At 71.6% G+C, this 21,756-nt stretch carries 21 protein-coding genes; 7 read left to right on the forward strand and 14 right to left on the reverse strand.

Features of this window, described 5'->3' with window-relative positions; all coding sequences use genetic code 11:
- Nucleotides 1–3: 3 nt before the first annotated feature.
- Entirely contained in the window at nt 4–786 is a 783-nt protein-coding gene (locus ACIRA5_RS20645; protein ID WP_403692615.1) for an acyl-CoA dehydrogenase family protein, read from the forward strand.
- A gap of 302 nt (nt 787–1,088) precedes the next feature.
- A complete protein-coding gene (locus tag ACIRA5_RS20650; RefSeq protein ID WP_403692617.1) occupies nt 1,089–1,901 on the forward strand; it encodes an acyl-CoA thioesterase in 813 nt (270 codons plus the stop codon).
- 109 nt (nt 1,902–2,010) lie between these two features.
- On the opposite strand, the gene ACIRA5_RS20655 is transcribed toward ACIRA5_RS20650, so the two are convergent.
- Both ACIRA5_RS20655 and ACIRA5_RS20660 read right to left on the reverse strand, forming a co-directional pair.
- Nucleotides 2,011–3,162, reverse strand: coding sequence for a thiolase family protein (locus ACIRA5_RS20655; RefSeq protein ID WP_403692618.1), 1,152 nt, complete (start codon nt 3,160–3,162; stop codon nt 2,011–2,013).
- Nucleotides 3,155–4,582: a class I adenylate-forming enzyme family protein gene (locus tag ACIRA5_RS20660; protein WP_403692619.1), complete on the reverse strand. Its 1,428-nt coding sequence runs from the start codon at nt 4,580–4,582 to the stop codon at nt 3,155–3,157. Before ACIRA5_RS20660 ends, ACIRA5_RS20655 begins: the two co-directional genes overlap by 8 nt.
- Before the next feature lie 54 nt (nt 4,583–4,636).
- Between ACIRA5_RS20660 and ACIRA5_RS20665 the strand changes: the two genes are divergently transcribed.
- Both ACIRA5_RS20665 and ACIRA5_RS20670 read left to right on the forward strand, forming a co-directional pair.
- Nucleotides 4,637–5,398 carry an SDR family NAD(P)-dependent oxidoreductase gene (locus tag ACIRA5_RS20665; RefSeq protein WP_403692621.1) on the forward strand — a complete coding sequence of 254 codons (762 nt, stop codon included), beginning with the start codon at nt 4,637–4,639 and terminating at the stop codon, nt 5,396–5,398.
- 14 nt (nt 5,399–5,412) lie between these two features.
- Nucleotides 5,413–6,159, forward strand: a complete 747-nt coding sequence (locus tag ACIRA5_RS20670) for an SDR family NAD(P)-dependent oxidoreductase (RefSeq protein WP_403692623.1) — start codon at nt 5,413–5,415, stop codon at nt 6,157–6,159.
- Between the two features lie 67 nt (nt 6,160–6,226).
- Here ACIRA5_RS20670 and ACIRA5_RS20675 read toward each other — a convergent pair whose 3' ends face one another.
- The 7 genes from ACIRA5_RS20675 to ACIRA5_RS20705 all read right to left on the reverse strand — a co-directional run bounded on the left by ACIRA5_RS20675 (nt 6,227) and on the right by ACIRA5_RS20705 (nt 14,596).
- Nucleotides 6,227–7,324, reverse strand: a complete 1,098-nt coding sequence (locus tag ACIRA5_RS20675) for a CaiB/BaiF CoA transferase family protein (RefSeq protein WP_403692624.1) — start codon at nt 7,322–7,324, stop codon at nt 6,227–6,229.
- Nucleotides 7,321–8,262 (reverse strand): LLM class F420-dependent oxidoreductase, encoded by a 942-nt coding sequence (locus ACIRA5_RS20680; protein ID WP_403692763.1) that lies wholly within the window; start codon nt 8,260–8,262, stop codon nt 7,321–7,323. The genes ACIRA5_RS20675 and ACIRA5_RS20680 overlap by 4 nt, the downstream gene beginning before the upstream one ends.
- Before the next feature lie 131 nt (nt 8,263–8,393).
- Nucleotides 8,394–8,807 (reverse strand): cobalamin B12-binding domain-containing protein, encoded by a 414-nt coding sequence (locus ACIRA5_RS20685; RefSeq protein ID WP_403692626.1) that lies wholly within the window; start codon nt 8,805–8,807, stop codon nt 8,394–8,396.
- Nucleotides 8,807–10,411 (reverse strand): methylmalonyl-CoA mutase family protein, encoded by a 1,605-nt coding sequence (locus ACIRA5_RS20690; protein ID WP_403692629.1) that lies wholly within the window; start codon nt 10,409–10,411, stop codon nt 8,807–8,809. The genes ACIRA5_RS20685 and ACIRA5_RS20690 overlap by 1 nt, the downstream gene beginning before the upstream one ends.
- Nucleotides 10,408–11,835 (reverse strand): FadD3 family acyl-CoA ligase, encoded by a 1,428-nt coding sequence (locus ACIRA5_RS20695; protein WP_403692631.1) that lies wholly within the window; start codon nt 11,833–11,835, stop codon nt 10,408–10,410. The genes ACIRA5_RS20690 and ACIRA5_RS20695 overlap by 4 nt, the downstream gene beginning before the upstream one ends.
- Nucleotides 11,832–13,010, reverse strand: coding sequence for an amidohydrolase family protein (locus ACIRA5_RS20700; RefSeq protein ID WP_403692633.1), 1,179 nt, complete (start codon nt 13,008–13,010; stop codon nt 11,832–11,834). The genes ACIRA5_RS20695 and ACIRA5_RS20700 overlap by 4 nt, the downstream gene beginning before the upstream one ends.
- A 35-nt stretch (nt 13,011–13,045) precedes the next feature.
- Nucleotides 13,046–14,596 carry an AMP-binding protein gene (locus ACIRA5_RS20705; protein WP_403692635.1) on the reverse strand — a complete coding sequence of 517 codons (1,551 nt, stop codon included), beginning with the start codon at nt 14,594–14,596 and terminating at the stop codon, nt 13,046–13,048.
- A gap of 64 nt (nt 14,597–14,660) precedes the next feature.
- Between ACIRA5_RS20705 and ACIRA5_RS20710 the strand changes: the two genes are divergently transcribed.
- From ACIRA5_RS20710 to ACIRA5_RS20720, 3 genes are all read left to right on the forward strand, one after another.
- Nucleotides 14,661–15,668 (forward strand): 2Fe-2S iron-sulfur cluster-binding protein, encoded by a 1,008-nt coding sequence (locus tag ACIRA5_RS20710; RefSeq protein ID WP_403692637.1) that lies wholly within the window; start codon nt 14,661–14,663, stop codon nt 15,666–15,668.
- Nucleotides 15,669–15,777: 109 nt separating this feature from the next.
- Nucleotides 15,778–16,497: an enoyl-CoA hydratase/isomerase family protein gene (locus ACIRA5_RS20715; protein ID WP_403692639.1), complete on the forward strand. Its 720-nt coding sequence runs from the start codon at nt 15,778–15,780 to the stop codon at nt 16,495–16,497.
- Nucleotides 16,487–17,215, forward strand: a complete 729-nt coding sequence (locus ACIRA5_RS20720; RefSeq protein ID WP_403692641.1) for an alpha/beta hydrolase fold domain-containing protein — start codon at nt 16,487–16,489, stop codon at nt 17,213–17,215. Before ACIRA5_RS20715 ends, ACIRA5_RS20720 begins: the two co-directional genes overlap by 11 nt.
- Here the strand turns inward: ACIRA5_RS20720 and ACIRA5_RS20725 are convergent.
- From ACIRA5_RS20725 to ACIRA5_RS20745, 5 genes are all read right to left on the reverse strand, one after another.
- Nucleotides 17,169–17,735, reverse strand: a complete 567-nt coding sequence (locus tag ACIRA5_RS20725) for a TetR/AcrR family transcriptional regulator (RefSeq protein WP_403692643.1) — start codon at nt 17,733–17,735, stop codon at nt 17,169–17,171. The genes ACIRA5_RS20720 and ACIRA5_RS20725 overlap by 47 nt on opposite strands.
- A gap of 112 nt (nt 17,736–17,847) precedes the next feature.
- Nucleotides 17,848–18,666: an NAD(P)-dependent oxidoreductase gene (locus ACIRA5_RS20730; RefSeq protein WP_403692646.1), complete on the reverse strand. Its 819-nt coding sequence runs from the start codon at nt 18,664–18,666 to the stop codon at nt 17,848–17,850.
- Nucleotides 18,666–19,184: a DoxX family protein gene (locus ACIRA5_RS20735; RefSeq protein ID WP_403692649.1), complete on the reverse strand. Its 519-nt coding sequence runs from the start codon at nt 19,182–19,184 to the stop codon at nt 18,666–18,668. Before ACIRA5_RS20735 ends, ACIRA5_RS20730 begins: the two co-directional genes overlap by 1 nt.
- The gene (locus tag ACIRA5_RS20740) at nt 19,181–20,077 is read right to left on the reverse strand and encodes an alpha/beta hydrolase (protein ID WP_403692652.1); all 897 of its coding nucleotides are present in this window, start codon (nt 20,075–20,077) and stop codon (nt 19,181–19,183) included. The genes ACIRA5_RS20735 and ACIRA5_RS20740 overlap by 4 nt, the downstream gene beginning before the upstream one ends.
- Nucleotides 20,074–21,735, reverse strand: a complete 1,662-nt coding sequence (locus ACIRA5_RS20745) for a thiolase C-terminal domain-containing protein (RefSeq protein ID WP_403692654.1) — start codon at nt 21,733–21,735, stop codon at nt 20,074–20,076. The genes ACIRA5_RS20740 and ACIRA5_RS20745 overlap by 4 nt, the downstream gene beginning before the upstream one ends.
- Nucleotides 21,736–21,756 lie beyond the last annotated feature (21 nt).

Here is a 21,756-nt window from a genome sequence, read left to right on the forward strand (position 1 = left end):
ACGATGGATGCCGCCGAGCGGGACCTGATCGCGCAGACGCTCCGCAAGACGATGACGGCGGCGTCGGGCCGCGCCCTCGACACGGCCCTGGCCGACCTCGGCTGGTCCGACCTGCTGACGGAAGTGCCGGACGTGGCGGTCCCGCTCACCTTCGGGCTGCTCGGCGAGACCGGCGCGCACGCGCCGCTGCTCAACGACGTCCTGCTGCACGCGGCGGGACATGCCGTCGGGGGCACGCTGCCCCTGCCGTACACGGGCGGCGCGTGGGTCGCGTGGGAGCGCACGGACGAGACGGGCGGGGCGATGGACGGCGAGCTGCCGCTACGGCCAATGCCGGCCGGGGATCCCGTCCCGCTCGCCGCGGGACGCCGGGCGCTCGGTTGGTGGCTGCTGGGCACCGGCCGGGCGATGCTCGCGCTCGCCCGCTCACACGTGCTCGACCGGACCCAGTTCGGCCGTCCCCTGGCCTCCTTCCAGGCCGTACGGCACCGGCTCGCCGAGACCCTTGTCGCACTCGACGGCGCCGAGGCGACCCTCGTGGCCGCCGAGGACGACCTCGGCTGCCTGCTCGCCAAGGCCGCGGCCGGACAGGCGGCGCTGACGGCCGCCCGACACTGTCAGCAGGTCCTCGGCGGGATCGGCTTCACCGCCGAGCACGACCTGCACCGGCACGTCCGGCGCGCCCTCGTGCTGGACGGACTGCTGGGCAGCGCACGGGAGTTGACGCGGGAGGCCGGGGCACTGATACGCGAGGGCCGCTCGGCTCCGCGACTCGCTCAGTTGTGACGCGGACCCATGAGCGGCCCGGTCCGCCTCGGATGTCGCAGGCGCCAGGGGCCCACGGGCGGGGCCGCGTACACGTGCCTGCGCGCCCCTCGACGACTTCGAGGCGCTGGGCCTTCTACGCCTCCACACCGGCGTACCCGGGCGTCTTCACACCGCACGGATGGGACGGCGCGAGCGAGGAACCGACCGCGCTGTCGAAGGCGGGGCGCAGGCAGGACATGGCGCGGCTGAACCACGCCGCACCACCGCCCACCGTATCCCTCGCATCCCTCGCATCCCACCGAATCGCACCGGGAGTGCCTGTGACCGACCTCTGGAACGACCTGCTCACCTGCCTGGAGCTGCGCCCCGACCCTTCGGCCCCCGAGCCCGTCACGGGCTTCGAGGGATCCAACCAACACCTCAGCTATCACCGGCTGTTCGGCGGGCAGCTGCTGGCCCAGTTCGTCCGGGCCGCCGCTCTCACCTGCCCGGACAAGGCCGTCAAGTCCCTGCACGCCCAGTTCCCGCGCGAGGGCCTGACCGACGAACCCGTCCGCTACGAAGTGATGCGCCATCGCGAGGGCGGCACCTTCGCGACCCTGACGATCGTCGCCCGACAGACGCCGGGTGTCATCGCCACCGCCTCGGCGTCCCTGCACGCCGAGGAGGACGGACTCGACCAGCAGAGCGACTTCAAGGTCCCCTCCGTGCCCGGCGCGGAACACGACGTGGACCTCGGCCTCATCCCCTGGACGACCCGGTCGGTCACCGACCTGGAGTCCCCGAAGGCGGCGCCGCCCGAGTACGACCTGTGGACGCGCATGCCGGAGGTCGCCACCGAACTCGTCCCGGCACTCGTCGCGTACTCCACCGACCTGACACTCATCGGCACCGCCGTGCGCCGCCTCGACGGGATCTCCCAGCGGGACTCGCGCACGGCGTTCACCTCCGCCGTCACCTCGCACAGCCTCTGGTTCCACCGGCCGCTGCGCATCAAGGGCTGGCTGCTGCTGCACCAGCACAGCCCGATCCTCGCCCACGGCCGCTGCTTCGGCCGGGGGGACGTCCTGACCGAGGACGGCGCCCTGGTCGCCTCGTACGCCCAGGAGGCGCTGCTCCGCTTCCGGAGCTGATCCACCGGCGGCGGGGGCGTCCGGGGTGCCGATCGGCGGGGCTCCCCGGCCCGGCCTGGCGCGGGCACGCGCCATGCGCCGGGCCTGCGCGCCGGAGCGCGCTGTCAGGTCAGGGAGCCGGGACCTCGATGACCGTCGCCGACCCCATACCGCCGCCCGCGCACAGGGCGGCCACCCCGATGCCACCGCCGCGCCTGCGCAGTTCGTGGACGAGCGTGACCAGCATGCGGGCCCCGGTGGCGGCGACCGGGTGGCCGAGGGAGCAGCCGCTGCCGCTGAAGTTCACGGTGTCCGGGTCGAGTTCGAGCAGCCGGACGGCGGCGACGGGCACCGAGGCGAACGCCTCGTTGATCTCGAACAGGTCGACGTCGGCGACCGACAGGCCCGCGCGAGCCAGGGCCTTGGGGATCGCTTTCACCGGGGCCAGGCCCATCTCGGCGGGGTCGACGCCGACGGACGCCCAGGACCGTACGGTGGCGAGGACCGTCAGCCCCTCGCGGGCCGCCGTCGCCTCGCTCGCGACGACCAGGGCGACCGCGGCGTCGTTCGCACCGCCCGCGTTGCCCGCCGTGATGCTGAAGCCGTCGATCTCCGGGTGCAGGGGCTTCAGCTTGGCCAGTTTCTCGGCGCTGGTGTCCCGGCGCGGGTGCTCGTCGACGCAGAACAGCCCGTGGGGGGTCTCGATCGGGACGATCTCCTCCTTGAAGCGGCCCTCGTCGATGGCCGCCACGGCGTTGCGGTGCGAGCGCAGCGCCCAGGCGTCCAGTTCGGCGCGGGTGAGGCCCGCCGCGACGGCGGTGTTCCAGCCCACCGTGATCGACATGTCCTTGTTGGGGGCGTCGGGGCGGTCGGGGTGGGTGGGCGACATCCAGGGTTCCCACGCGCCGTTGACCCGGAAGAGCGCCTTCGGGGAGGTGGAGGCCGAGTTGACGCCGCCGGCGATGACGAGTTCGTCCATGCCCGCCATCACGCTCGCGGCGGCGCTCTGGACGGCGGCCATGCCCGCGGCGCAGTGCCGGTTGTTGGCCAGCCCCGCGACCGAGGTGAGCCCCGCGGTGACCGCGGCGTGCCGGGCCAGGACGCCACCGCCGTAGAGGCCCTCACCGAGGATCACGTCGTCGATGAGGGCCGGGTCCAGGCCTTCGGCCGCCGCGGTGACGATGTGGTGGGCCAGGTCGAACGCGGTCGTGTCGCGCAGGGTGCCCTTGACGGCGGTGCCGATGGGGGTGCGCAGGGCGGACGCGATGACTGCTTCAGGCATGGGTGGTCTCCAACTCGGCCAGGAGGGTGCGGCGCAGCAGTTTTCCGGTCTCGGTCTTGGGGAGTTCGGCTCGGAACACGATGGCGTCCGGCGTCTTGGACGAGCGGAGCCGGTCCTTGACCCACTGCCGGATCTCGGCCGGGTCGCCCGCGCCGACGACGATGGCGACGATCCGCTGCCCCCACTCGGGGTCGGGCAGCCCGACGACGGCCGCCTCGACGATGCCGGGGTGGGCGACGAGTACGTCCTCGATCTCGGCCGGGGCGATGTTCTCGCCGCCCCGGATGATGGTGTCGTCGGCGCGCCCCTCGATGAAGAGGTAGCCCTCGGTGTCGAGCCGCCCTCGGTCCCGGGTGGCGAACCAGCCCTTGGCGTCCAGGGCGCTGCGGCCGCCGTACTCGCCGGAGATCTGCTCGCCGCGGACGAAGACCAGTCCGGTCTCCCCCGCCGAGGCCGGTCTGTCATCGTCCGTGCGGATCTGGATCTCGATTCCGGGCAGCGCCCGGCCCACCGAGCCGAGGCGGTCGCGTACCGCGGGGTCGTCCGACACGGACGCCTGCCAGTGGTCGTCGGGGCCGAGGACGGCGATGGAGGACGCGGTCTCGGTCAGGCCGTAGGCGTTGACGAAGCCGGTCTGCGGGAAGATGCGCAACGCCCGTTCCACGATGGGCCCCGGGGTGCGCGCACCCCCGTAGGCGAGGCTGCGCAGCAGGGGCGTCCCGGCGTCGTCACCGGGCACCTCGGCGACGATCCGGGCGAGCATGGTGGGGACCACGAGGGCGTGGGTGATCCGCTCCCCGCGTACGGTCTCCAGCCACTGCCGTGGTGCGAACGTCTGCAGGTAAACGATCCGGCGGCCGGAGTAGAGGTTCGTCAGCAGGTTCATGAGTCCCGCGACGTGGTACGGCGGTACCGCCACCAGCGACGCGTCGTCCTCCTCGGCCGACGCGAACTCCTGGGTGTTCAGCACGTAGGCGAGCAGATGGCGGTGCCGGAGCACGGCCGCCTTGGGCTCGGCGGTGGTGCCACTGGTGTAGAGCAGCACGGCGACGGACTCCTGGTCCTGCGGCGGGTCCAGGAACTCCACGTCCGGCCGCTCGTCGAGGAGGGCGTCGAGATCGGCAGGGCGCAGGACCACGGCGCCGGGATGACGGGCCAGCAGGGCGTTCAACTGCTGCTCGCCCAGCCGGTAGTTGACCGGCACGAAGGGAACGCCCGCCAGGGCGGCTCCGAACAGGGCGACGGGATAGGCGAGTTGGTTGGCGCCGAGATGGACGACGGCCTGACGGCCCCGGAAACGGTGGGCGGCAGCATGGGCGCGGCGCAGCAGCTCGGCGGCGGTCAGCGAACGGCCGCCCGCCGTTATCACCGCCCGATCGCCGGCCGAAGCCGCCATCTCAAGGATCATGGTGATATTCATGAGAATGCTATTCTCGTATACACAGAGCCCTGCTTGCAAGAGAGGATAACCTTGATGCAGATCAGTGGGAGTTCCGCGGTCGTGGTCGGTGGGGCGGGGGGCCTGGGCGAGGCCACCGTCCGTCGCCTCCACGCGGCAGGAGCGAAGGTGGTCGTGGCCGACCTCGCCGACGAGAAGGGCAAGGCGCTCGAGGCGGAGTTGGGCGTCCGTTACGTACGCACGGACGCCACCGACGAGAACGACGTCAAGGCGGCGATGGCCGAGGCCGAGGCGGCGGGACCGCTCAGGATCTCGGTGGACGCGCACGGCGGCCCGGCCAGTGGCGGCCGGCTCGTCGGCAAGGACGGCGAGCCCCTGGACCTCGCGGGCTTCCGGAAGACCATCGACTTCTACCTCACGGCCGTCTTCAACGTCATGCGCCTGGCCGCCGCGGCCATCGCGCGCCAGGAGGCGGTCGACGGCGACCGGGGCGTCATCGTCAACACCGCGTCGATCGCGGCGTACGAGGGGCAGATCGGGCAGATCCCGTACGCCGCCGCAAAGGGCGGGGTGGTCGGCATGACCCTCGTCGCCGCGCGCGACCTCTCGCCGCTGGGCATCCGGGTCGTCACGATCGCCCCGGGCACCTTCCTCACCCCGGCCTACGGCGCGGCGGGCGACCAGCTGGAGGCCTACTGGGGGCCCAAGGTCCCGCATCCCCAGCGCATGGGCCGCTCCCCCGAGTACGCGGCTCTCGTGGAACACATCTGCGAGAACGGCTATCTCAACGGCGAGGTCATCCGCCTCGACGGCGCCCTCCGGTTCCCGCCGAAGTGAACGGCCGACCGAACGTGAGCGGCGAGCTGAAGGGGAAGGTGGCGTTCGTCGCCGGGGCGAGCCGGGGCATCGGCCGCACCATCGCGCGGGGACTCGCGGAGGCCGGGGCCGCGGTCGCGGTCGCCGCGCGCTCCGAGATGGAGGGCCGGATACCCGGCACGATCCACGCCGTCGCCGAGCGGATCACGTCGGCGGGTGGCCGCGCCCTCGCGGTCGCGTGCGACGTGACCTCCGAGGCGTCGGTCGAGGCCGCCGTGGCCGCGACCGTCGCGGAGTTCGGCGGGATCGACGTCCTGATCGCCAACGCCGGGGTCATGTGGCTCGGCCCGGTCGAGTCCACGCCGCTCAAGCGCTGGCAGCTGTGCCTGGACGTCAACCTCACCGGGGTCTTCCTCGTCACCAGGGCCGTCATCCCGCACATCAGAGCGCGCGGCGGAGGCTCGCTCGTGGCGGTGACGACCAACGGGGTCGGCATGACCGACAGGGGCGCCAACGCGTACTGGGTCTCCAAGGCGGGCGTCGAGCGCCTCTATCTCGGGCTCGCCGCCACCCTCAGGACCGACAACATCGCGGTCAACTGCCTGGCCCCGTCGCGTGTCGTCGTCACCGAGGGCTGGCAGGCCGGGGGCGGCGGACGCGAGATCCCACCGGAGATGATCGAACCCCCGGAGGCGATGGCCCACGCCGCGGTACGCCTGGCCGGCCAGGACGCGAGCGGTATCACCGGCACGGTGCAGAAGTCGGAGTCGATGCCGGGGTGAACGCAAGGGGTCCCGGGAGTCGAACTCCCGGGACCCCGTCGCGTGTCCGCCGCGAACGGCCCACGCTCTACGAGCCGTGCTCGCCCAGGCGGGGCGGCGGTCCGTAGGCGGGCTCGTACCCGGCCACTCGCACGGGACCGCGTACGAGCCGGAAGTCCCCGGCCGTCACGATCGCCTCCGGTGTCGCCGCCAGCGCCTGCGGCAACGTCCGTACGGCCGCCGCGGGCACACCCAGGGGACGCAGGCGTGTCTCCCAGGCGGTCGCGGTGTCGCTCGCCAGGGCCTTCGTGACCACGTCGAGCACCTCCTCGCGGCGCGCCGCGCGCTCGGCCATCGCCGGGAAGCCCTCGATGCCCGCCTCTGCGGCGAAGGACTTCCAGAAGCTGTCGTGGGTGATGAACAGGGCCAAGTGGCCGTCCGCCGTGGGGAAGAGCTGCGCGGGTACGTAGTAGGAGTGTGCGCCCAGCGGCAGACGGCGCGGCTCGACTCCCTCGTTGAGGTAGGCGGACGCCCGGTAGTTGAGCTGGGAGAGCATCACGTCCCGCAGTGACACCTCGACCTGCCCGCCGCGGCCCGAGACGATCTGCGCGAGCAGGCCGAGTGCCGCGGTGAGGCCGGAGGAGTTGTCGGCCGAGGAGTAGCCGGGCAGGGTCGGCGGGCCTGCCGGGTCGCCGGTGAGCGCGGCGACGCCGGTGGCCGCCTGGACGACGTAGTCGAAGGCCGGGTCGTCGCCCGCGTCCAGGCCGAAGCCCGTGAGCGCGACACAGACGATCCGTTCGTTCCGCTTCTTCAGAGCCTCGTAGGTGAGCCCGAGCCGGTGGATCGCCGACGGTTTGAGGTTGACCAGCAACGCGTGGGCGTCCGCGACCAGTTCGCCGAGTCGTTCCTGACCGCTCGGCGTGGTCAGGTCGAAGCGGACACTGCGCTTGCCCCGGTTGAGGCTGGCGAAGTACGCGTCGCTCACCCGCCGGGAAATGTCCCCGCCCGGCGGCTCGATCTTGATGACCTCGGCACCGAGGTCGGCGAGCATCATCGTGGCGTAGGGGCCCGCCAGCATGTGGCCGACCTCCAGGACGCGGATGCCGGCCAGCGGCCCGGGGGTCGCGGGGCCGGGGGTCGCGGGGCCGGGGATCGCGGGGCCGGGGATCGCGGGGCCGGGGGTCATCGGAAGTCCGCCGCGATCCCGGCGAGCACCTCGCGGGTCCGGCGCTTGGAGGCGATCAGTTCCTCGCGGCCCTCACCGATCGGCAGCAGGCGTACCGACAGATCAGTGACCCCGGCGTCGGCGAAGCGACGGACGCGGGCCACGATGGCCGTCTCGTCACCGGCCGCGCACAGGTCACCGATGTCCCGGGCGTCGCCGTAGTCCAGCAGCCGCTGGTAGTTGGGCGAGATCTCGGCTTCCCCGAGGATCCGGTTGGCTCGCTCGCGCGCCGCGTCGACCTCGGCGGGCCTGCACAGACACACCGGGATGCCCGCGACGATCCGCGGCGCCGGACGCCCCGCGCCGTCCGCCGCCTTGGTGATACGGGGTACGACGTGGTCGGCGACCGCGCGTTCGTCGGCCATCCACAGGACGGTCCCGTCCGCCCGCTCGCCCGCGAGTGCCAGCATGACCGGGCCGAGCGCGGCGAGCAGCACCGGGAGCGGGGCCACGGGGGCGAGGTCGAGCGGGTTGTGCACGGTGAACGTGCCGTTCTCGACGTCGACCGGGCCCGGTCCGCGCAGCGCCGCGTCCAGGACGTCCAGATAGTCACGGGTGAAGGCGGCGGGCCGCTCGTAGGGCAGTCCGAGCATGTCCCGGATGATCCAGTGGTGGGAGGGTCCGAGGCCCAGGGCGAGCCGCCCGCCCGCGGCGCCCTGCGCGGACAGCGCCTGGCGCGCCAGCGCGATCGGGTGCTGTGTCTGGAGCGGTACGACCGCGGTCCCGATCTCGATCCGCTCGGTCCGCGCACCCATCAGGGCCACGGCCGTCAACGCGTCGAAGTCCGTGGGGATCTGGGGCACCCAGGCGGTGTCGAGGCCCGCCCGCTCCGCCCAGGTCACGTCGTCGATCATTCGCGCGACCTTGCGCGCGGAGTCCCCACGCTCCGGCCCGATCATCACACCGACGCGCACAGTGCCTCCAGTTTTCAGGGTTTCAGGGTTTCGGGGTTTCGGGGTTTCGGGGTCCCGTTGTTTCGAGGTGCCGATGTTTCGAGTGGCGATCTCCCGCGTCATCCGGCAGCGACAGGTCAGGGAGTCGCGGGCGAGGCGGGGACGACCTCCGTCAGGGCGCGCATCTGCGCCACGACGGCGTCGAGGGGTGTTCCGGTGGGGAAGACCGCCGCGGCACCCGCCGCCCTCATGCGGGGCACGTCGGCCGGCGGGATGGTGCCGCCCACGACGACGGCGATGTCCTCGGCCCCGGCGGCCCGCAGCCCCTCCACGACCCGCGTCGTCAGCGCCAGGTGCGCGCCGGAGAGGATGCTGAGGCCGACCACGGCCACGTCCTCCTGGAGCGCGGTCGCCACGATGGTGTCGACGCGCTGGCGGATGCCGGTGAAGACCACCTCGAACCCGGCGTCGCGCAGTGTCCGCGCGACGATCTTGGCTCCGCGGTCGTGGCCGTCCAGACCGGGTTTGGCGATGAGCACACGGGACGACATCAGAACACCACCGGTTGCCGGAACTCGCCCCAGACCGCCTTGAGGGCGGCGACCATCTCGCCGACCGTGCAGTAGGCCTTGGCGCAGTCGATGAGCAGGGGCATGAGGTTGTCGGTGCCCTCGGCGCCGCGGGCGAGGGCGGCGAGGCGGTCCCGTACGGCCGCGGCGTCGCGGGTGGCCTTCACGTCGGCGAGCCGCTTCAACTGCCGGTCGCGGCCTTCCCCGTCGAGCTCGTACGTCTCCAGCTGGGGCGGCGGCTCGGGCGTGGCGAAGCGGTTGACGCCGACGACCGGCCGGGTGCCCGCCTCGACATCTTGGTGGAGGCGGTAGGCCTCATCGGCGATGAGGCCCTGGAGGTAGCCGTCCTCGATCGCCCGGACCATTCCCCCGTGGTGTTCCAGGTCCGCCATGATCTCGGCGATGCGTTCCTCGGTGGCATCCGTGAGGGCTTCCACGAAGTACGAGCCGCCGAGCGGGTCCGCGACCCGGGCGACGCCGGTCTCGTGGGCGAGGATCTGCTGGGTGCGCAGGGCGAGCGTCGCCGACTCCTCGCTGGGCAGCGCGAACGGCTCGTCCCAGGCCGCCGTGAACATCGACTGCACGCCGCCCAGCACCGAGGCCATCGCCTCGTAGGCCACCCGGACCATGTTGTTCTGCGCCTGCGGCGCGTACAGGGAGGCCCCGCCCGCCACACAGCCGAAGCGGAACATCGACGCCTTGTCGGTGCTCGCGCCGTACCGCTCGCGGACGATCGTCGCCCAACGTCTGCGGCCCGCACGGTACTTGGCGATCTCCTCGAAGAAGTCGCCGTGGGTGTAGAAGAAGAAGGAGATCTGCGGGGCGAACCGGTCGATCGTCATCCGGCCGCGCGCCAGCACCGTGTCGCAGTAGGTGACGCCGTCGGCGAGGGTGAACGCCATCTCCTGCACGGCGTTGGCACCGGCGTCGCGGAAGTGCGCGCCCGCCACCGAGATCGCGTTGAACCGCGGCACCTCGGCGGCGCAGAACTCGATGGTGTCGGCGATCAGCCGCAGCGACGGTTCCGGCGGCCAGATCCAGGTGCCCCGGGAGGCGTACTCCTTGAGGATGTCGTTCTGGATCGTCCCGGTGAGCTTCGCCCGGGGTACTCCGCCGCGCTCGGCGGCGGCCACGTAGAACGCCAGCAGGATCGCCGCCGTGCCGTTGATGGTGAAGCTGGTGCTGATCCGGTCGAGGGGGATGTCCTCGAAGAGCACCTCGGCGTCGGCGAGCGTGTCGAGGGCGACGCCGACCCGGCCGACCTCCTCGCTCACCTCCGGATCGTCGGAGTCGTAGCCGCACTGGGTGGGCAGGTCGAGCGCCACGGACAGTCCGGTGCCGCCCTGTTCGAGGAGGTAGCGGTAGCGCCGGTTGGACTCCTCGGCGGTGCCGAAGCCGGAGTACTGGCGCAGCGTCCACAGCCGCCCCCGGTAGCCGGAGGAGTAGTTGCCGCGGGTGAAGGGGAAGCGTCCCGGCGCGGGCGGCTCCACGGGCCGGTCCGCGGGCCCGTAGACCGCCTTGAGGGGAATCCCGGAGGCCGTGTGGGAGAAGTCGTCCTTCTCCGGCGGCTTCGCTTCAGACGTCATCGCAATCGGTCCTTCATCACCTTGCCGGTGGCGTTCAGCGGCAGCTCTTCGAGAAACTCCACATACCTGGGCACCTTGAACCCGGCCATCCGCTCCCGGCTCCAGGCGATCAGCTCGCCTGCCGCGAGGACCCCGCGAAGGACCACGAAGGCCTTGCCGACCTGGCCGAGCCGCTCGTCCTGTACGCCGATCACGGCGGCCTGGGCGACGGCCGGATGCTCCATCAGGAAGCCCTCGATCTCGGCCGGGTAGGCGTTGAAGCCGCCCACGATGAACATGTCCTTCTTGCGGCCGACGATCCGCAGCCGACCCCGGTCGTCGAGCGTCCCGAGGTCGCCGGTGTGCAGCCAGCCGTCCGGGTCGATCGCCTCGGCGGTCGCGGCCGGGTCGTCGAGGTAGCCGCGCATGACGCTGTACCCGCGCACCAGGACCTCTCCGTCGTCCGCGATCCGGATCTCGACGCCGTCGCAGGGGGTGCCGACGGTCGTCGCGATGTCCTCGAAGGAGTCGCCGGGGCGCGAGGCCGTGGCCGTGCCCGCCTCGGTCAGGCCGTAGCCCGTCATGACGGTGCGGAAGGGCAGGTCGGTGACGATCCTGCGGACGAGGTCGACCGGGATGTCGGCGGCTCCGGTGACGGCGACCCGCAGCGAGGACAGGTCGTGGCCGCCCTGTGCCGCCAGCAGTGAGTGGTAGAGGGTGGGCGGGCCCGGCAGGACCGTCACCTTCTCGCGCTCGACCAGTTCGAGGACCCGGTCCACGTCGAAGACCGGCACCGGGAGGATGGTCGCGCCCCGGATCAGGGACGTGATGCAGCCCGCCTTGTAGCCGAAGATGTGGAAGAACGGGTTGACGATCAGATAGCGGTCGCCCTCCCTGAGGTCCGCCAGGTCGCACCACTCCGCGTACAGCCGGAGTGTCTGGGCGTGTGTCATCAGCACACCCTTGGGCCGCCCGGTGGTCCCCGAGGTGAACACGATGTCGCACACATCGTCGCCACTCACCTCGGCCTCGTAGGGCGAACCGCTCGCGAGGAAGTCCGACTTGATGTCGAACACGGGCACGCCCGACGGCACCTCGAAGTCCAGACCGAGGAAGCCCTTCTCGACGAGAACGACCTTGGCTCCGCTGCGGCGGATGATGTCGCCCGCCTCGTCCGCCTTGAACCGGGTGTTGACCGGGACCAGGACGCCGCCGGCGGTCAGCAGCCCGAAGGCCGCGATGATCCACTCGGCGGAGTTGGGCGCCCAGACGGCCGCCCGGTCGCCCCTGCCGACGCCGGCCGCCGCGAACGCCCCCGCGGCGGTGCGCACACGATCCGCCAACTCGTTGTAGGTGAGCCGGAGTTGACCGTCCACGACCGCCTCGGCGTCACCGAAGCGGTCGGCCGCGCTCAGCACCATCCGCGGGATGGTCTCCCCATTCATACGCCGATCAACCGGGCCAGGTTGCCGCCCATGATCTTGGCCTGGTCGGCCTCCTTCATCCCCTGGATCGCGTCGATGTAGGTGACCGGGTCGGCCAGGCCCTCGGGGTGGGGGTAGTCGGAGCCGAACAGCACCCGCTCGACGCCGATGATCCCGGCCAGCTCGGCCATGTCCTCCTCCCAGAACGGGCTGATGTGGATCCGGTTCTTGACCTCTTCGACCGGGTCACCCCGGAAGCCCTGCGGCTGCTTCTTGTAGACGTCGGCCAGCTGGTCGAGGAGCGGAATCAGCCAGGAGGATCCGTTCTCGATGACCGAGACCTTGAGCTCGGGGAACCGGAACAGCGCGCCGTGGCAGACCCAGGAGGCCACCGAATCGGTGACCGGACGCCATTCGCCGAGCATCCGGAAGGTCTGCGCCTGGAACGGCGTCATCTCCTGGCTCCTGCCCTCCCAGTCGCTGGAGTAGCGGGAGTAGCCGCTGTCGGAGGAGTGCATCGACACCAGCACCCCCGCCTCCTCGACCCGCTTCCAGAAGGGGTCGAACTCCGGCAGCGCGAAGGACCGCGAGCCGCCGAACCCGGGGACCGGGGCGGGCCGGACGAGGATCGAGCGCGCTCCGCGCTCCAGGCACCACTCCAGCTCGGCTATCGCCTTGTCCAGGATCGGCAGGCTGATCACCGGCGTGGTGAAGATCCGGTCCTTGTAGTTGAACTTCCACGTGTCGTACAGCCATTCGTTGAGCGAGTGGACGACCGCGTGGATGAGCTCCGGGTCGTCCCGCATCCGCTCCTCGATCAGGCTGGCCAGAGTCGGGAAGTTCAGCGCCTGCTGGATCCCCATCTCGTCCATGAGCTCAAGCCGCGGCCCGGGCTCACGGAACGCGGGAATCGACTTCATCGGCTCACCGAACAGTTCGCGGTGCGACTTGCCCTCCGGATTGCCCTCCCGGAAGTACTGCTCCCACGCCCCCGGCCGGGCGACCACCGAGAACGTGGGGTTGGGGATGTAGTCGCTGATCTGACCACGAATCGCGATCTTCGTACGGCCTTTCACCTGCACGTACTGAATGGCGCCCTCGTACTGCTTCGGCAGGTACCGGGTGAGCGCATCCTCCGTCTCGTACAGGTGGTTGTCGGCGTCGAACAACGGATACGGCAACACGCGCGACGGCATGAGATCCTCCTTCGCTGATTTCGAGAATCCTATTCTCAACTTGCTCGTGCGGCAATGTCCCGACGGAGAACGAACTTCTGCACCTTGCCGCTCGCCGTCCGCGGGAACTCCGGCACGACATGCAGCTCCTCCGGCCACTTCTGCCGGGCCAGGCCCGCCCGTTCGAGGTGGGCGCGCATCTCGTCGAGCGTGGGCGCGGGGTGACCGGGCCTCAGCCGCAGGACCGCGGCCGCGTGTTCGCCGAGGCGGGCGTCGGGGGCGGCCACCACGGCGGCCTCGGCCACGGCCGCCAGGGTGAGCAGCGCCTCCTCGACCTCCAGGGCACCGATGTTCTCGCCGCCGCGAATGATGATGTCGGCCTTGCGGTCGGTGATGGTGAGGTAGCCGTCCTCGTCGATCACCCCGATGTCACCGGTGCGGTACCAGCCCTCGCCGTCGAAGGCGCGCTCGGTCAGGGCCGGATCGGTGTACCCGAGGCACAGGTCGGGTCCGCGGCTGAGGATCTCGCCGTCCTCGGCCAGCCGGATCTCCGTGCCGGGCAGGGCGTCGCCGTCCGTGTAGAGCCGCTTGTCCTCGGGAGCGGTGTACCGGGAGCCGGTGATCGAGGGGTGTTCCGTGCTGCCGTACGAGCGGAAGACCGTCATGCCGAGTTCCGTGAGGCGGGTGGTGACCGCGACCGGGACCGCCGCCCCGCCGAGACCCGCGTACTTCATGGCGGCCAGGTGCCGGGGGGTGAAGTCGGGGTGGTCGAGCAGGCTCGTCATGAAGTACGCCGCCCCGCCGCCCACGGTGAGTCCGTCGCTCTCCATCAACTCCAGCACCCGCGCGGGGTCCCAGACGTCGGCGAGGTTCACCGCCGAGCTGTCGAGGACGGGGATCAGGAAGGAGTTCACCATCCCGATGAAGTGCCCGACCGGGGCCGCCGTGAGCTGACGGCCCCGGTCGGGCGGGTAGAGCCCGGCGAGCTGGCGCGTCTCGAAGCCCAGTGTCCGATGGGAGTGGACGACACCTTTCGGGTCACGGGTGGTCCCGGAGGTGAACGCGATCAGCGCGGGCGCCGTCGGGTCCGTCGCGAGGACACCGGGCAGCGGCTCGTCGGCGAGCAGGTCGTCGAAGTCCCGCCCCACGAGGCCGACGACGGGCACCGCGGCCGACAGGTCCGGCTGGTGTTCCATCCGGCCGAAGCGCTCGGCCGTGACGAAGACGCGGGGCGCGACGGCGTCGAGGATGTAGCCGACCTCCTTGCGCCCGTAGAAGTGGACGATGGGCACCACGACCGCCCCGAGGAAGGCCGAGGCCCAGAACACCGCGGCGGCTTCCATCCAGTTGGGGAGCTGGAAGGCGATGACGTCACCGGGGCCGACTCCCCGGGCGCGCAGCCCCGCGGCGAGCCTGCGGGCCGTCCGTTCGACGTCGGCGAAGGTCCCTTCCCAGGGCCGGACGGCCGAGTGCACGCGGAACTCGACATCGGGGGCGGCGTCTAGGCCGTATGCCAGCAGGTCCCCGATCGTCTCCCGAGTCCACCAGCCCTCCGCTTCATACCGTTCGATCAGCTCGGCGGGCATCGTCCGCATGGCGGTCCGCATGGCGAGAGCTCCCTCCTCGGCGCGAGAATTGCACTCTCGCAGAGAGAGAAGCTAAATTCCACACATGGTACGAGACCACGGCTTCCACCCGGTCCGGATCAAGCGGATCATCCAGGAGACAGCCGACACGCGCACATACGTGCTCGACGCCCCGTTCCCCTACCAGGCCGGGCAGTTCCTGACGGTCAGGGCGTGCGGCGCCCTGCGCAGTTACTCGATGTCGAGTTCCCCGGAGACCGACGACGAGTTGATGACGACGGTGAAGCGCGTGCCGGGCGGCCTGGTGTCGAACTGGATGCACGAACATCTCGCGCCCGGCGACGTCATAGAGACCACGGCACCCGCCGGGGTGTTCTGTCTGCGGGAGTCCGACGAGCCCCTGGTGGCCTACTGCGGGGGCAGCGGCATCACACCGGTCCTGTCGCTCGTCAAGACCGCGCTGGCGACGACGGACCGGCGCGTCCGCGTCCTGTCGGCCAACCGGGACGCCGGCTCGATCATCTTCGGGTCCGCGCTGACCGAACTGGCCGAGCGGCACCCGGACCGGTTCGAGATCCGCCACCACCTGGACGACCAGGGGGGTTTCATCACGGATCTCCAGGTACGCGAGTTCGCCGGCGTCGACCTGGACGCGGACTTCTACCTCTGCGGCCCCGCACCGTTCATGGACCTGACGGAGCGCGCCCTGCTCGTGCACGGCGTCGCGGCCGAGCAGATCTTCGCCGAGCGCTTCACCCCGGCGGCCGAGGAGACTCCCGGCAGCCCGGGGAGCGGAAGCGCGGCCCCGGCGGAGCAGGAGGGCACGGTCAGCATCGTCCTCACCGGCAAGCGGCGCTCGGTACCGCGGCACTCCGGCGAGACCCTGCTGGAGAGCGCGCGCCGGGCCGGTCTCATGCCGCCCTTCTCCTGCGAGTCGGGCAACTGCGGCACCTGCATCGCCCAGGTCACCGAGGGTGAGGCCAAGATGCGGGTCAACAACGCGCTCGACGACGACGAGGTCACCGAGGGCTGGGTGCTGACCTGTCAGGGCGAGCCGGTGACCCCGGACATCACCGTCGTCTACGAGGACTGACGAGCGCCGCGCGGCCAGAAGGGGGCGGCGTCGGCCTGGACCGCCACCCTTCGCAAGAATATGATGCTCACTCAGCGAGAATGCCACTCTCCCACATGGAGAAGCCTGCATGGTTGATCTTGAATTGGACCAGGGGCTCGCGGTCATCACCATCGACCGTCCGCACGCCCGCAACGCCATCGCGCCGGCCACCATGGACCAGTTGGACAAGGCCCTCGACGCGGCCGCGGACGCCCTGGCCCTGGTGGTCAGGGGCGCGGGCGACCGGGCGTTCGTCTCGGGCGGCGACCTGAAGGAACTGGCCGCGATCCGCACCGAGGACGAGGCGACGGCCATGGCCCTGCGGATGCGCGGGATCTGCGACCGTCTCGCGCACTTCCCGGGCCCGGTGATCGCCGCCCTGAACGGCCATGCCCTGGGCGGTGGCGCCGAGTTCGCCATGGCCGCCGACATCCGGGTGGCCGCGGACGACATCAGGATCGGCTTCACCCAGGTGAACCTCGCGATCATGCCGGCGTGGGGCGGCGCCGAGCGGCTCGCGGAACTGATCGGCAGGGGGCGGGCGTTGATGCTCGCCGGCTCCGGAGCCGTGCTCGGCGCCGAGGAGGCCCAGCGGCTCGGGGTGATCGACCGGGTGCTGCCGCGGGCGGACTTCGACGAGGGCTGGCGCGCCCTGGCCCGCTCCCTCGCCTCCGTCCCGGCGCGGGAGATCAAGCACGTCATGAGCGGCGCCGTACCGGCGACCGAGGCGGCACGCGCCTTCGCCCGCCTGTGGGTGGCCGACGAACACTGGCACGCAGCGGAGAAGGTGATGTCCCGTGGCAAGTGAGGTCCAGGTGGAGACGAGCCCCGTAGGTCCGGTCGTACGGCCGCCCGGCGGCACCGAACTGGTCGTGCTCTATCTGCACGGCGACCGGCACCTCTCGTGCACCCCGGAGTCCGCGCTCGACCTGGCGGGCCGCCTCGCCCTGTGGACGGACGCCCTCGTGGTCTGCGCCCGCTACGGGGGCACCTTCCCGGACGCGCTGGACGACGTGCACGCCGCGTACGACTACTGCGAGTCCAGGGGACCGGTGGCGGTGGCGGGCGAGCGGCTGGGGGCCGGGCTCGCGGCGGCCCTGCTGGTACGGCTGCGGGACCTCGGAGCCTTGCCGCCCCTGTGCGGGGTGCTCAACTCGGCGCTGCTCGACCTGACCCTGGACTCCCCGAGCCTGTTGCTCAACGCGGCGGCCGATCCGACCTTCGACGTCCCCGGACTGCGGCGCCGCTGCGCGCACTACGCCGCGGGCACCTCGCCGACCGATCCGCTGCTGAGCCCGCTGCACGCCAACCTCCACGGGCTGCCCCCCGTCCAGCTGCTCGCGGCGGGCACCGATCCCCTGCTGGACGACTCCCTGGGGTTCGCCACCCGCGCGGCGCACTCCGGGGTCACGGTGGACCTGCGGATCCGGCCCGACGCGACGAGCCTGCACCCGGAGACCGTCACCGCCATGGGCGACTTCATACGGGCGTGGACCCCAGCAGCACGGACAGCACATCCCGCATGATCTCGGGATAGTCGTCCTGTTCGCCGTCCAGCAGCCACTGCTGCTGCATGCCGTCGAGCATCGCCAGCATGGCCCGGGCCGCGGCCCGCGGGGCCAGACCGCTGGGCAGGCGCTCGCCGTACCGCTCGGTGAGCCGGGCGATCATCAGCGCCTGCATGGTCTCGTAGTGGTCGTGCAGGTACTGCTGCGCCGGGTCGGCTCCCGTGACGCCCTCGGCCAGCATCACGCTGTGGACCTGGGCCAGGCAGGGGTAGGTGTGGTCGTAGGCGACCACTTCGGCGAGCAGCCCCGGCCAGTCGTCCTTGTCGTCCTGGCCGGCGAGGTGCTCGCGGTTGAGGTCCTCCCTGAAGCGCAGGAGCGCCATGAAGAGCTTCTTCTTGCTCGGGAAGTAGTGCAGCACGCCCTGCCGGGTCAGTCCCGCCCGCTCGGCGACCGCGTCGATCGAGGTCCCCCGGTAGCCCCGTTCCGCGAACACCCGCAGGGCCGCCTCGAGGATCTCCTCGCGCCGGGTCTCTTTCATCCGGTACCCCTCCCGCGACGGACCGTGCCGACGTAACACTACGTTTGCCGTCGCCGTCGGGGGACCCCTCGCACACGCACCGTTTGGCGCCCGGCACCCGAAGGGCCGGGGGTCAGCGCTGGTGGTCGATCAGGGCGAGGGTGGTGTCAGCCGCCTCCAGCACGATGCCCGTCGAGGCCTTGGCCGCGCCGGCCAGATCGGCCACCAGCCGGACATCCTTGCGCAGCAGCGGTCCGGCCTGGGCCGCGATGCGGTCGAGCCTCCCGCCGGCCGCCGCGATCCGGCCCAGCGCGAAGCTCGATCCACTGCCGTGGGCCATCACCTCCGCGAGAGCGGCGGGATCGACGTCGAACTCCCGACCGAGCGCGAGGGTGCCCGCCGCGGTGGCGAGATTTGCCGTGAACAGCACGTTGTTGAGGAGTTTGGTGAGCTGCCCGGAGCCCAGCGGGCCCATGTGGACCACGGGATCGCCGTACGTCTCGAACACCTTGCGGCAGAACCGCACGGTGCCGGACTCGCCCCCGGCCATCACCAGCAGACGGCCCTCGGCCGCCGCCGGGCCGCCGCCGCTCACCGGCGCGTCGATCAGCGTGACCCCGTGGGCGCGGGCCCGGTCGGCGAGACGGTGACAGGTGTCGGGGTGGACGGTGCTGTGCACGGCGATCACCCCTCCCTGCCGAAGCCCCGCCAGCACCCCGCGATCCCCCGCGACGACCTCCTCGACGTCCGCGTCGTCGACGACACAGACGCACACGAGGTCGCTGGCGGCGGCGAGTTCGGCGGGGGACACGGCACGCTTCGCGGGTGTGTCGTCGAAGGGGGCGAGCGAGGCGGGACGGCGTGCCCACAGGGTCGTCTCGAAGCCCGCGTCGACGATCCGGCGTGCCATGGGGGCGCCCTGACCGCCCAGACCTATGAATCCGACGCGCATCAGTGGCTCTCCTGCTCGGCCGGTTTCGGTGCCGGGCGCCAGAACACGCCGAGCAGACCGGCCGTCGCCGCCATGGCCACCCCGAGGGCGATGCCGCCGCCGGCCCAGCCGGTCACCTCGATGTCCCCGGCATGGTCCACGGAGAGCCGGCCGGGTCCCAGTACCGCAAGGGCCAGCGAGACCACCGCGAGGACGAGGACGTACTCGTAGCCCTCTTTGAAGACGAAGAATCCGTTGGGCCGGTGCGCGAGGACGCCCGCGACCAGCATCACGGAGATGACCGCGGCGCAGGCCAGCGGGGTGAGCAGCCCGGCGACCAGCAGGACGCCCGCGCCGACTTCGGTGACCACGCTCGTCCACGCCTGAAGCGTGCCGTTGCGCAGGCCGAGGCCGGTGAACCAGCGGGCGGTGCCCTCGATCCGGCCGCCGCCCCGCCAGTGGTTGAGTCCGTGCGCGATCATCACGATCCCCAGGACCACCCGTACCAGCAGCAGCGCTGCCCCGTCCGCGTCGCTCAACTCGCCCTCCCGGGCCGCTCTTGTGCCGCGCTCGCGCGAGCCAGCACACACTCCTCGGCGAACGACAGGATCTTGAGGTGGTACGCCATCGCCGTCAGCCCGATGCTCAAGTTGTGGCCACCGTCCGCCTGTTCGCCGACGACGACGCGCGGCGAGGCGGTGAACAGGGACGCGATGTCGGCCAGTGCCGCGGGCCCGGACCGCCACACCCGCTCGTGCTCGCCGAGGCTGTAGTGCACGGGGACGCGCACCAGGGGGGCGAGTTCGGGAAGGACCAGCGGCCAGCTCCTGGCCACGACCCCCTCGTAGGAGGGCGAGGGCGAGGCGAACCGGGCGCCGCCGACGACATCGTCCTCGTAGAGGTGCGAGGGATTCCACAGCAGGTCCCGGACACGGCCGGCCGCCGGCCTCGGCCACGACTCGTTGTGCCGTACGCCCAGGATGTCCACCGCGTCGTCGTGGTGGTGGCGCCCGGTGCCGGCGATCTCCACGCCCAGCAGGTCGCTCCCCCGCTCGTCGGCCGCCATGCGCAGCGCCAGCTCGCAGCCGATCGAGTGCGCCATCACGAAGACGCCCGCCCCGCGCGGACGCGAGGCGAGCAGCCGGTCCACCGCCGCGTAGGCGAGATCGACCCGCCGCTCCACCGGGGCCAGCTCTCCACCGTGCGGGGCGGAGCTGCCGTATCCCGGCCGGTCGAGAGCGAGGACGGTGAACCCGAGCGCGGTACCGGTGCGCAGCAGCGACAGATGCGGCCTGCCCGGGTAGTCGAAGTACCCCGAGTGCGCCGCCCCGCCGTGCAGCGCCAGGACGACGGCCCGGGGCCGTTGCGCCTCCTGGAGCAGCGCCGATACGGGGATGCCGTCGACGTCGACGACACGGGAGACGCCGGTCATGTGTCCGCCCGCAGCAGGATGACGCCGCTCGGGGTGAGACCGCCGGTGCTCGTCACGGCGACCCGGGCACCGTCCACTTGGCGTGCTCCGGCCTCGCCGCGCACCTGTGTGACGGCTTCGTGGACCAGCCCCAGGCCGTGGGTGCGGCCGTGCGAGAGCTGGCCGCCGTGGGTGTTCAGCGGGAGCAGTCCGTCCCTGGCGATGTTCTTGCCTCCGTCGAGGAAGTCCTTGGCCTCACCGATGCCGCAGAAGCCGAGCCCCTCGATCCAGGAGAGGCAGTTGAAGGTGAAGCCGTCGTAGAGCTGGGCCACGTCGACGTCCGAGGGACGCAGTGACGTGCGCGTCCACAGGTGGGCGGACTGACCGAGCACCTGCGGTTCATGGGTGAGGGAGCTCTGGTCCCATGCGAGCCGCTCCATGATCTGGGTGCCGACGGCCTCCACCAGGACAGGCGGCCTGGCCAGGTCCCGTGCCGCGTCCACGGCCGACACGATGACGGCCACCGATCCGTCGCAGGGCACGTCGCAGTCGTACAGCCCGAAGGGGGTGGTGACCGTCCTGGCCGACAGGTAGTCGTCCATGGTCATCGGATCGCGGTAGATCGCCGTCGGGTTGAGCGCGGCGTTCGCGCGCTGGTTGAGCGCGATCCAGCCGAGCGTCTCGCGCGAGGTGCCGTAACGGTGGAAGTGCCGCTGGGCGTTCTGGGCCAGGGTATGGGCCGCCGAGATCGCCCCGAAGGGCTTCTGCCAGCCCGTGACCCTGCGACCGGCCTCCTGGGTGATCCGGCCGCGCCGGATCAGCTCGCCGTAGGAGGCCTCCCAGACCGTACGGAAGCACAGCACATGACGGGCGAGTCCCCCCGCGACGGCCAGCATCGCGGCGATGAGCGAGCCGCCGGGACCGAAGGTCTCGGCGCCGCCGTTGTACCAGGTCGGCCTGATGCCGAGGGCGTCCTCCAGCGCGGTGATGCCGCCCTCGGCGAAGCCGCCGTAGGCGCCCGCGCCCGGGTAGGTGGCCAACCCGTCGATGTCGTCGAGGGTCAGGCCCGCGTCCGCGACGGCGCGTTCGCACGCCCGCACGGTCAGCGACAGCGGCGGGACCATCAGCCGGCGCCCGATCTCCGACATCCCGATGCCGCTGATCGCGACCTTGTCCTCGAACTTCCCGGGCGTGGCCATGGGGCGTATGTGGCGCCGCATGTGCTCGGGTTCCACCTCGTCCGAGGGCAGCGGAGCCGGGGGCCCCTGCTCGGCCGCGGGGCGGAAGAGCGGCAGCCATACGTCCTCGACCTGTTCGAAGACGACCTCCAGCCGCATGCCCAGTTCGAGCGCGTCGGGGTCGCATTCGACGAGGTTGGTGGTGAGCCGGACCCGGGTGTCCTCCTCGACGGCGACCTGCGCCACCACATAGGGCGCGGGCATGCCGGGCGCGCTGAACCGGTGGTTGACGGTGAAGCCGATCAGCGTCGCGTACCCGGAGACGGCCCGCACCCCGGTCTCGTGCCCCCGGCAGTAGCGGCAGACGGGCTGGGGCGGATGCAGCAGGGCCGAGCAGGACTCACACTCCGTCAGGCGCAACCGGCCGTCCGCGCCGGAGGTCCAGAAGAACTCGTTCTCCTCTGTGATCACCGGCAGCGGACGTCCCGTGGGTCCGGCCACATCGTCTCCTCCCCGTGCCAC

The organism is Streptomyces sp. NPDC096311, from assembly GCF_044763085.1.
Classification (GTDB): Bacteria; Actinomycetota; Actinomycetes; order Streptomycetales; family Streptomycetaceae; genus Streptomyces.

Bases quoted from the DNA above. Each gene is read 5' to 3' on its own strand.
- ACIRA5_RS20645 (WP_403692615.1), top strand. From the start codon at position 4: ATGGATGCCGCCGAGCGGGACCTGATCGCGCAGACGCTCCGCAAGACG.
- ACIRA5_RS20655 (WP_403692618.1), bottom strand. From the start codon at position 3,162: ATGCCTGAAGCAGTCATCGCGTCCGCCCTGCGCACCCCCATCGGCACC.
- ACIRA5_RS20660 (WP_403692619.1), bottom strand. From the start codon at position 4,582: ATGAATATCACCATGATCCTTGAGATGGCGGCTTCGGCCGGCGATCGG.
- ACIRA5_RS20665 (WP_403692621.1), top strand. From the start codon at position 4,637: ATGCAGATCAGTGGGAGTTCCGCGGTCGTGGTCGGTGGGGCGGGGGGC.
- ACIRA5_RS20675 (WP_403692624.1), bottom strand. From the start codon at position 7,324: ATGACCCCCGGCCCCGCGATCCCCGGCCCCGCGATCCCCGGCCCCGCG.
- ACIRA5_RS20680 (WP_403692763.1), bottom strand. From the start codon at position 8,262: ATGATCGGGCCGGAGCGTGGGGACTCCGCGCGCAAGGTCGCGCGAATG.
- ACIRA5_RS20685 (WP_403692626.1), bottom strand. From the start codon at position 8,807: ATGTCGTCCCGTGTGCTCATCGCCAAACCCGGTCTGGACGGCCACGAC.
- ACIRA5_RS20690 (WP_403692629.1), bottom strand. From the start codon at position 10,411: ATGACGTCTGAAGCGAAGCCGCCGGAGAAGGACGACTTCTCCCACACG.
- ACIRA5_RS20695 (WP_403692631.1), bottom strand. From the start codon at position 11,835: ATGAATGGGGAGACCATCCCGCGGATGGTGCTGAGCGCGGCCGACCGC.
- ACIRA5_RS20700 (WP_403692633.1), bottom strand. From the start codon at position 13,010: ATGCCGTCGCGCGTGTTGCCGTATCCGTTGTTCGACGCCGACAACCAC.
- ACIRA5_RS20705 (WP_403692635.1), bottom strand. From the start codon at position 14,596: ATGCGGACCGCCATGCGGACGATGCCCGCCGAGCTGATCGAACGGTAT.
- ACIRA5_RS20710 (WP_403692637.1), top strand. From the start codon at position 14,661: ATGGTACGAGACCACGGCTTCCACCCGGTCCGGATCAAGCGGATCATC.
- ACIRA5_RS20715 (WP_403692639.1), top strand. From the start codon at position 15,778: ATGGTTGATCTTGAATTGGACCAGGGGCTCGCGGTCATCACCATCGAC.
- ACIRA5_RS20725 (WP_403692643.1), bottom strand. From the start codon at position 17,735: ATGAAAGAGACCCGGCGCGAGGAGATCCTCGAGGCGGCCCTGCGGGTG.
- ACIRA5_RS20730 (WP_403692646.1), bottom strand. From the start codon at position 18,666: ATGCGCGTCGGATTCATAGGTCTGGGCGGTCAGGGCGCCCCCATGGCA.
- ACIRA5_RS20740 (WP_403692652.1), bottom strand. From the start codon at position 20,077: ATGACCGGCGTCTCCCGTGTCGTCGACGTCGACGGCATCCCCGTATCG.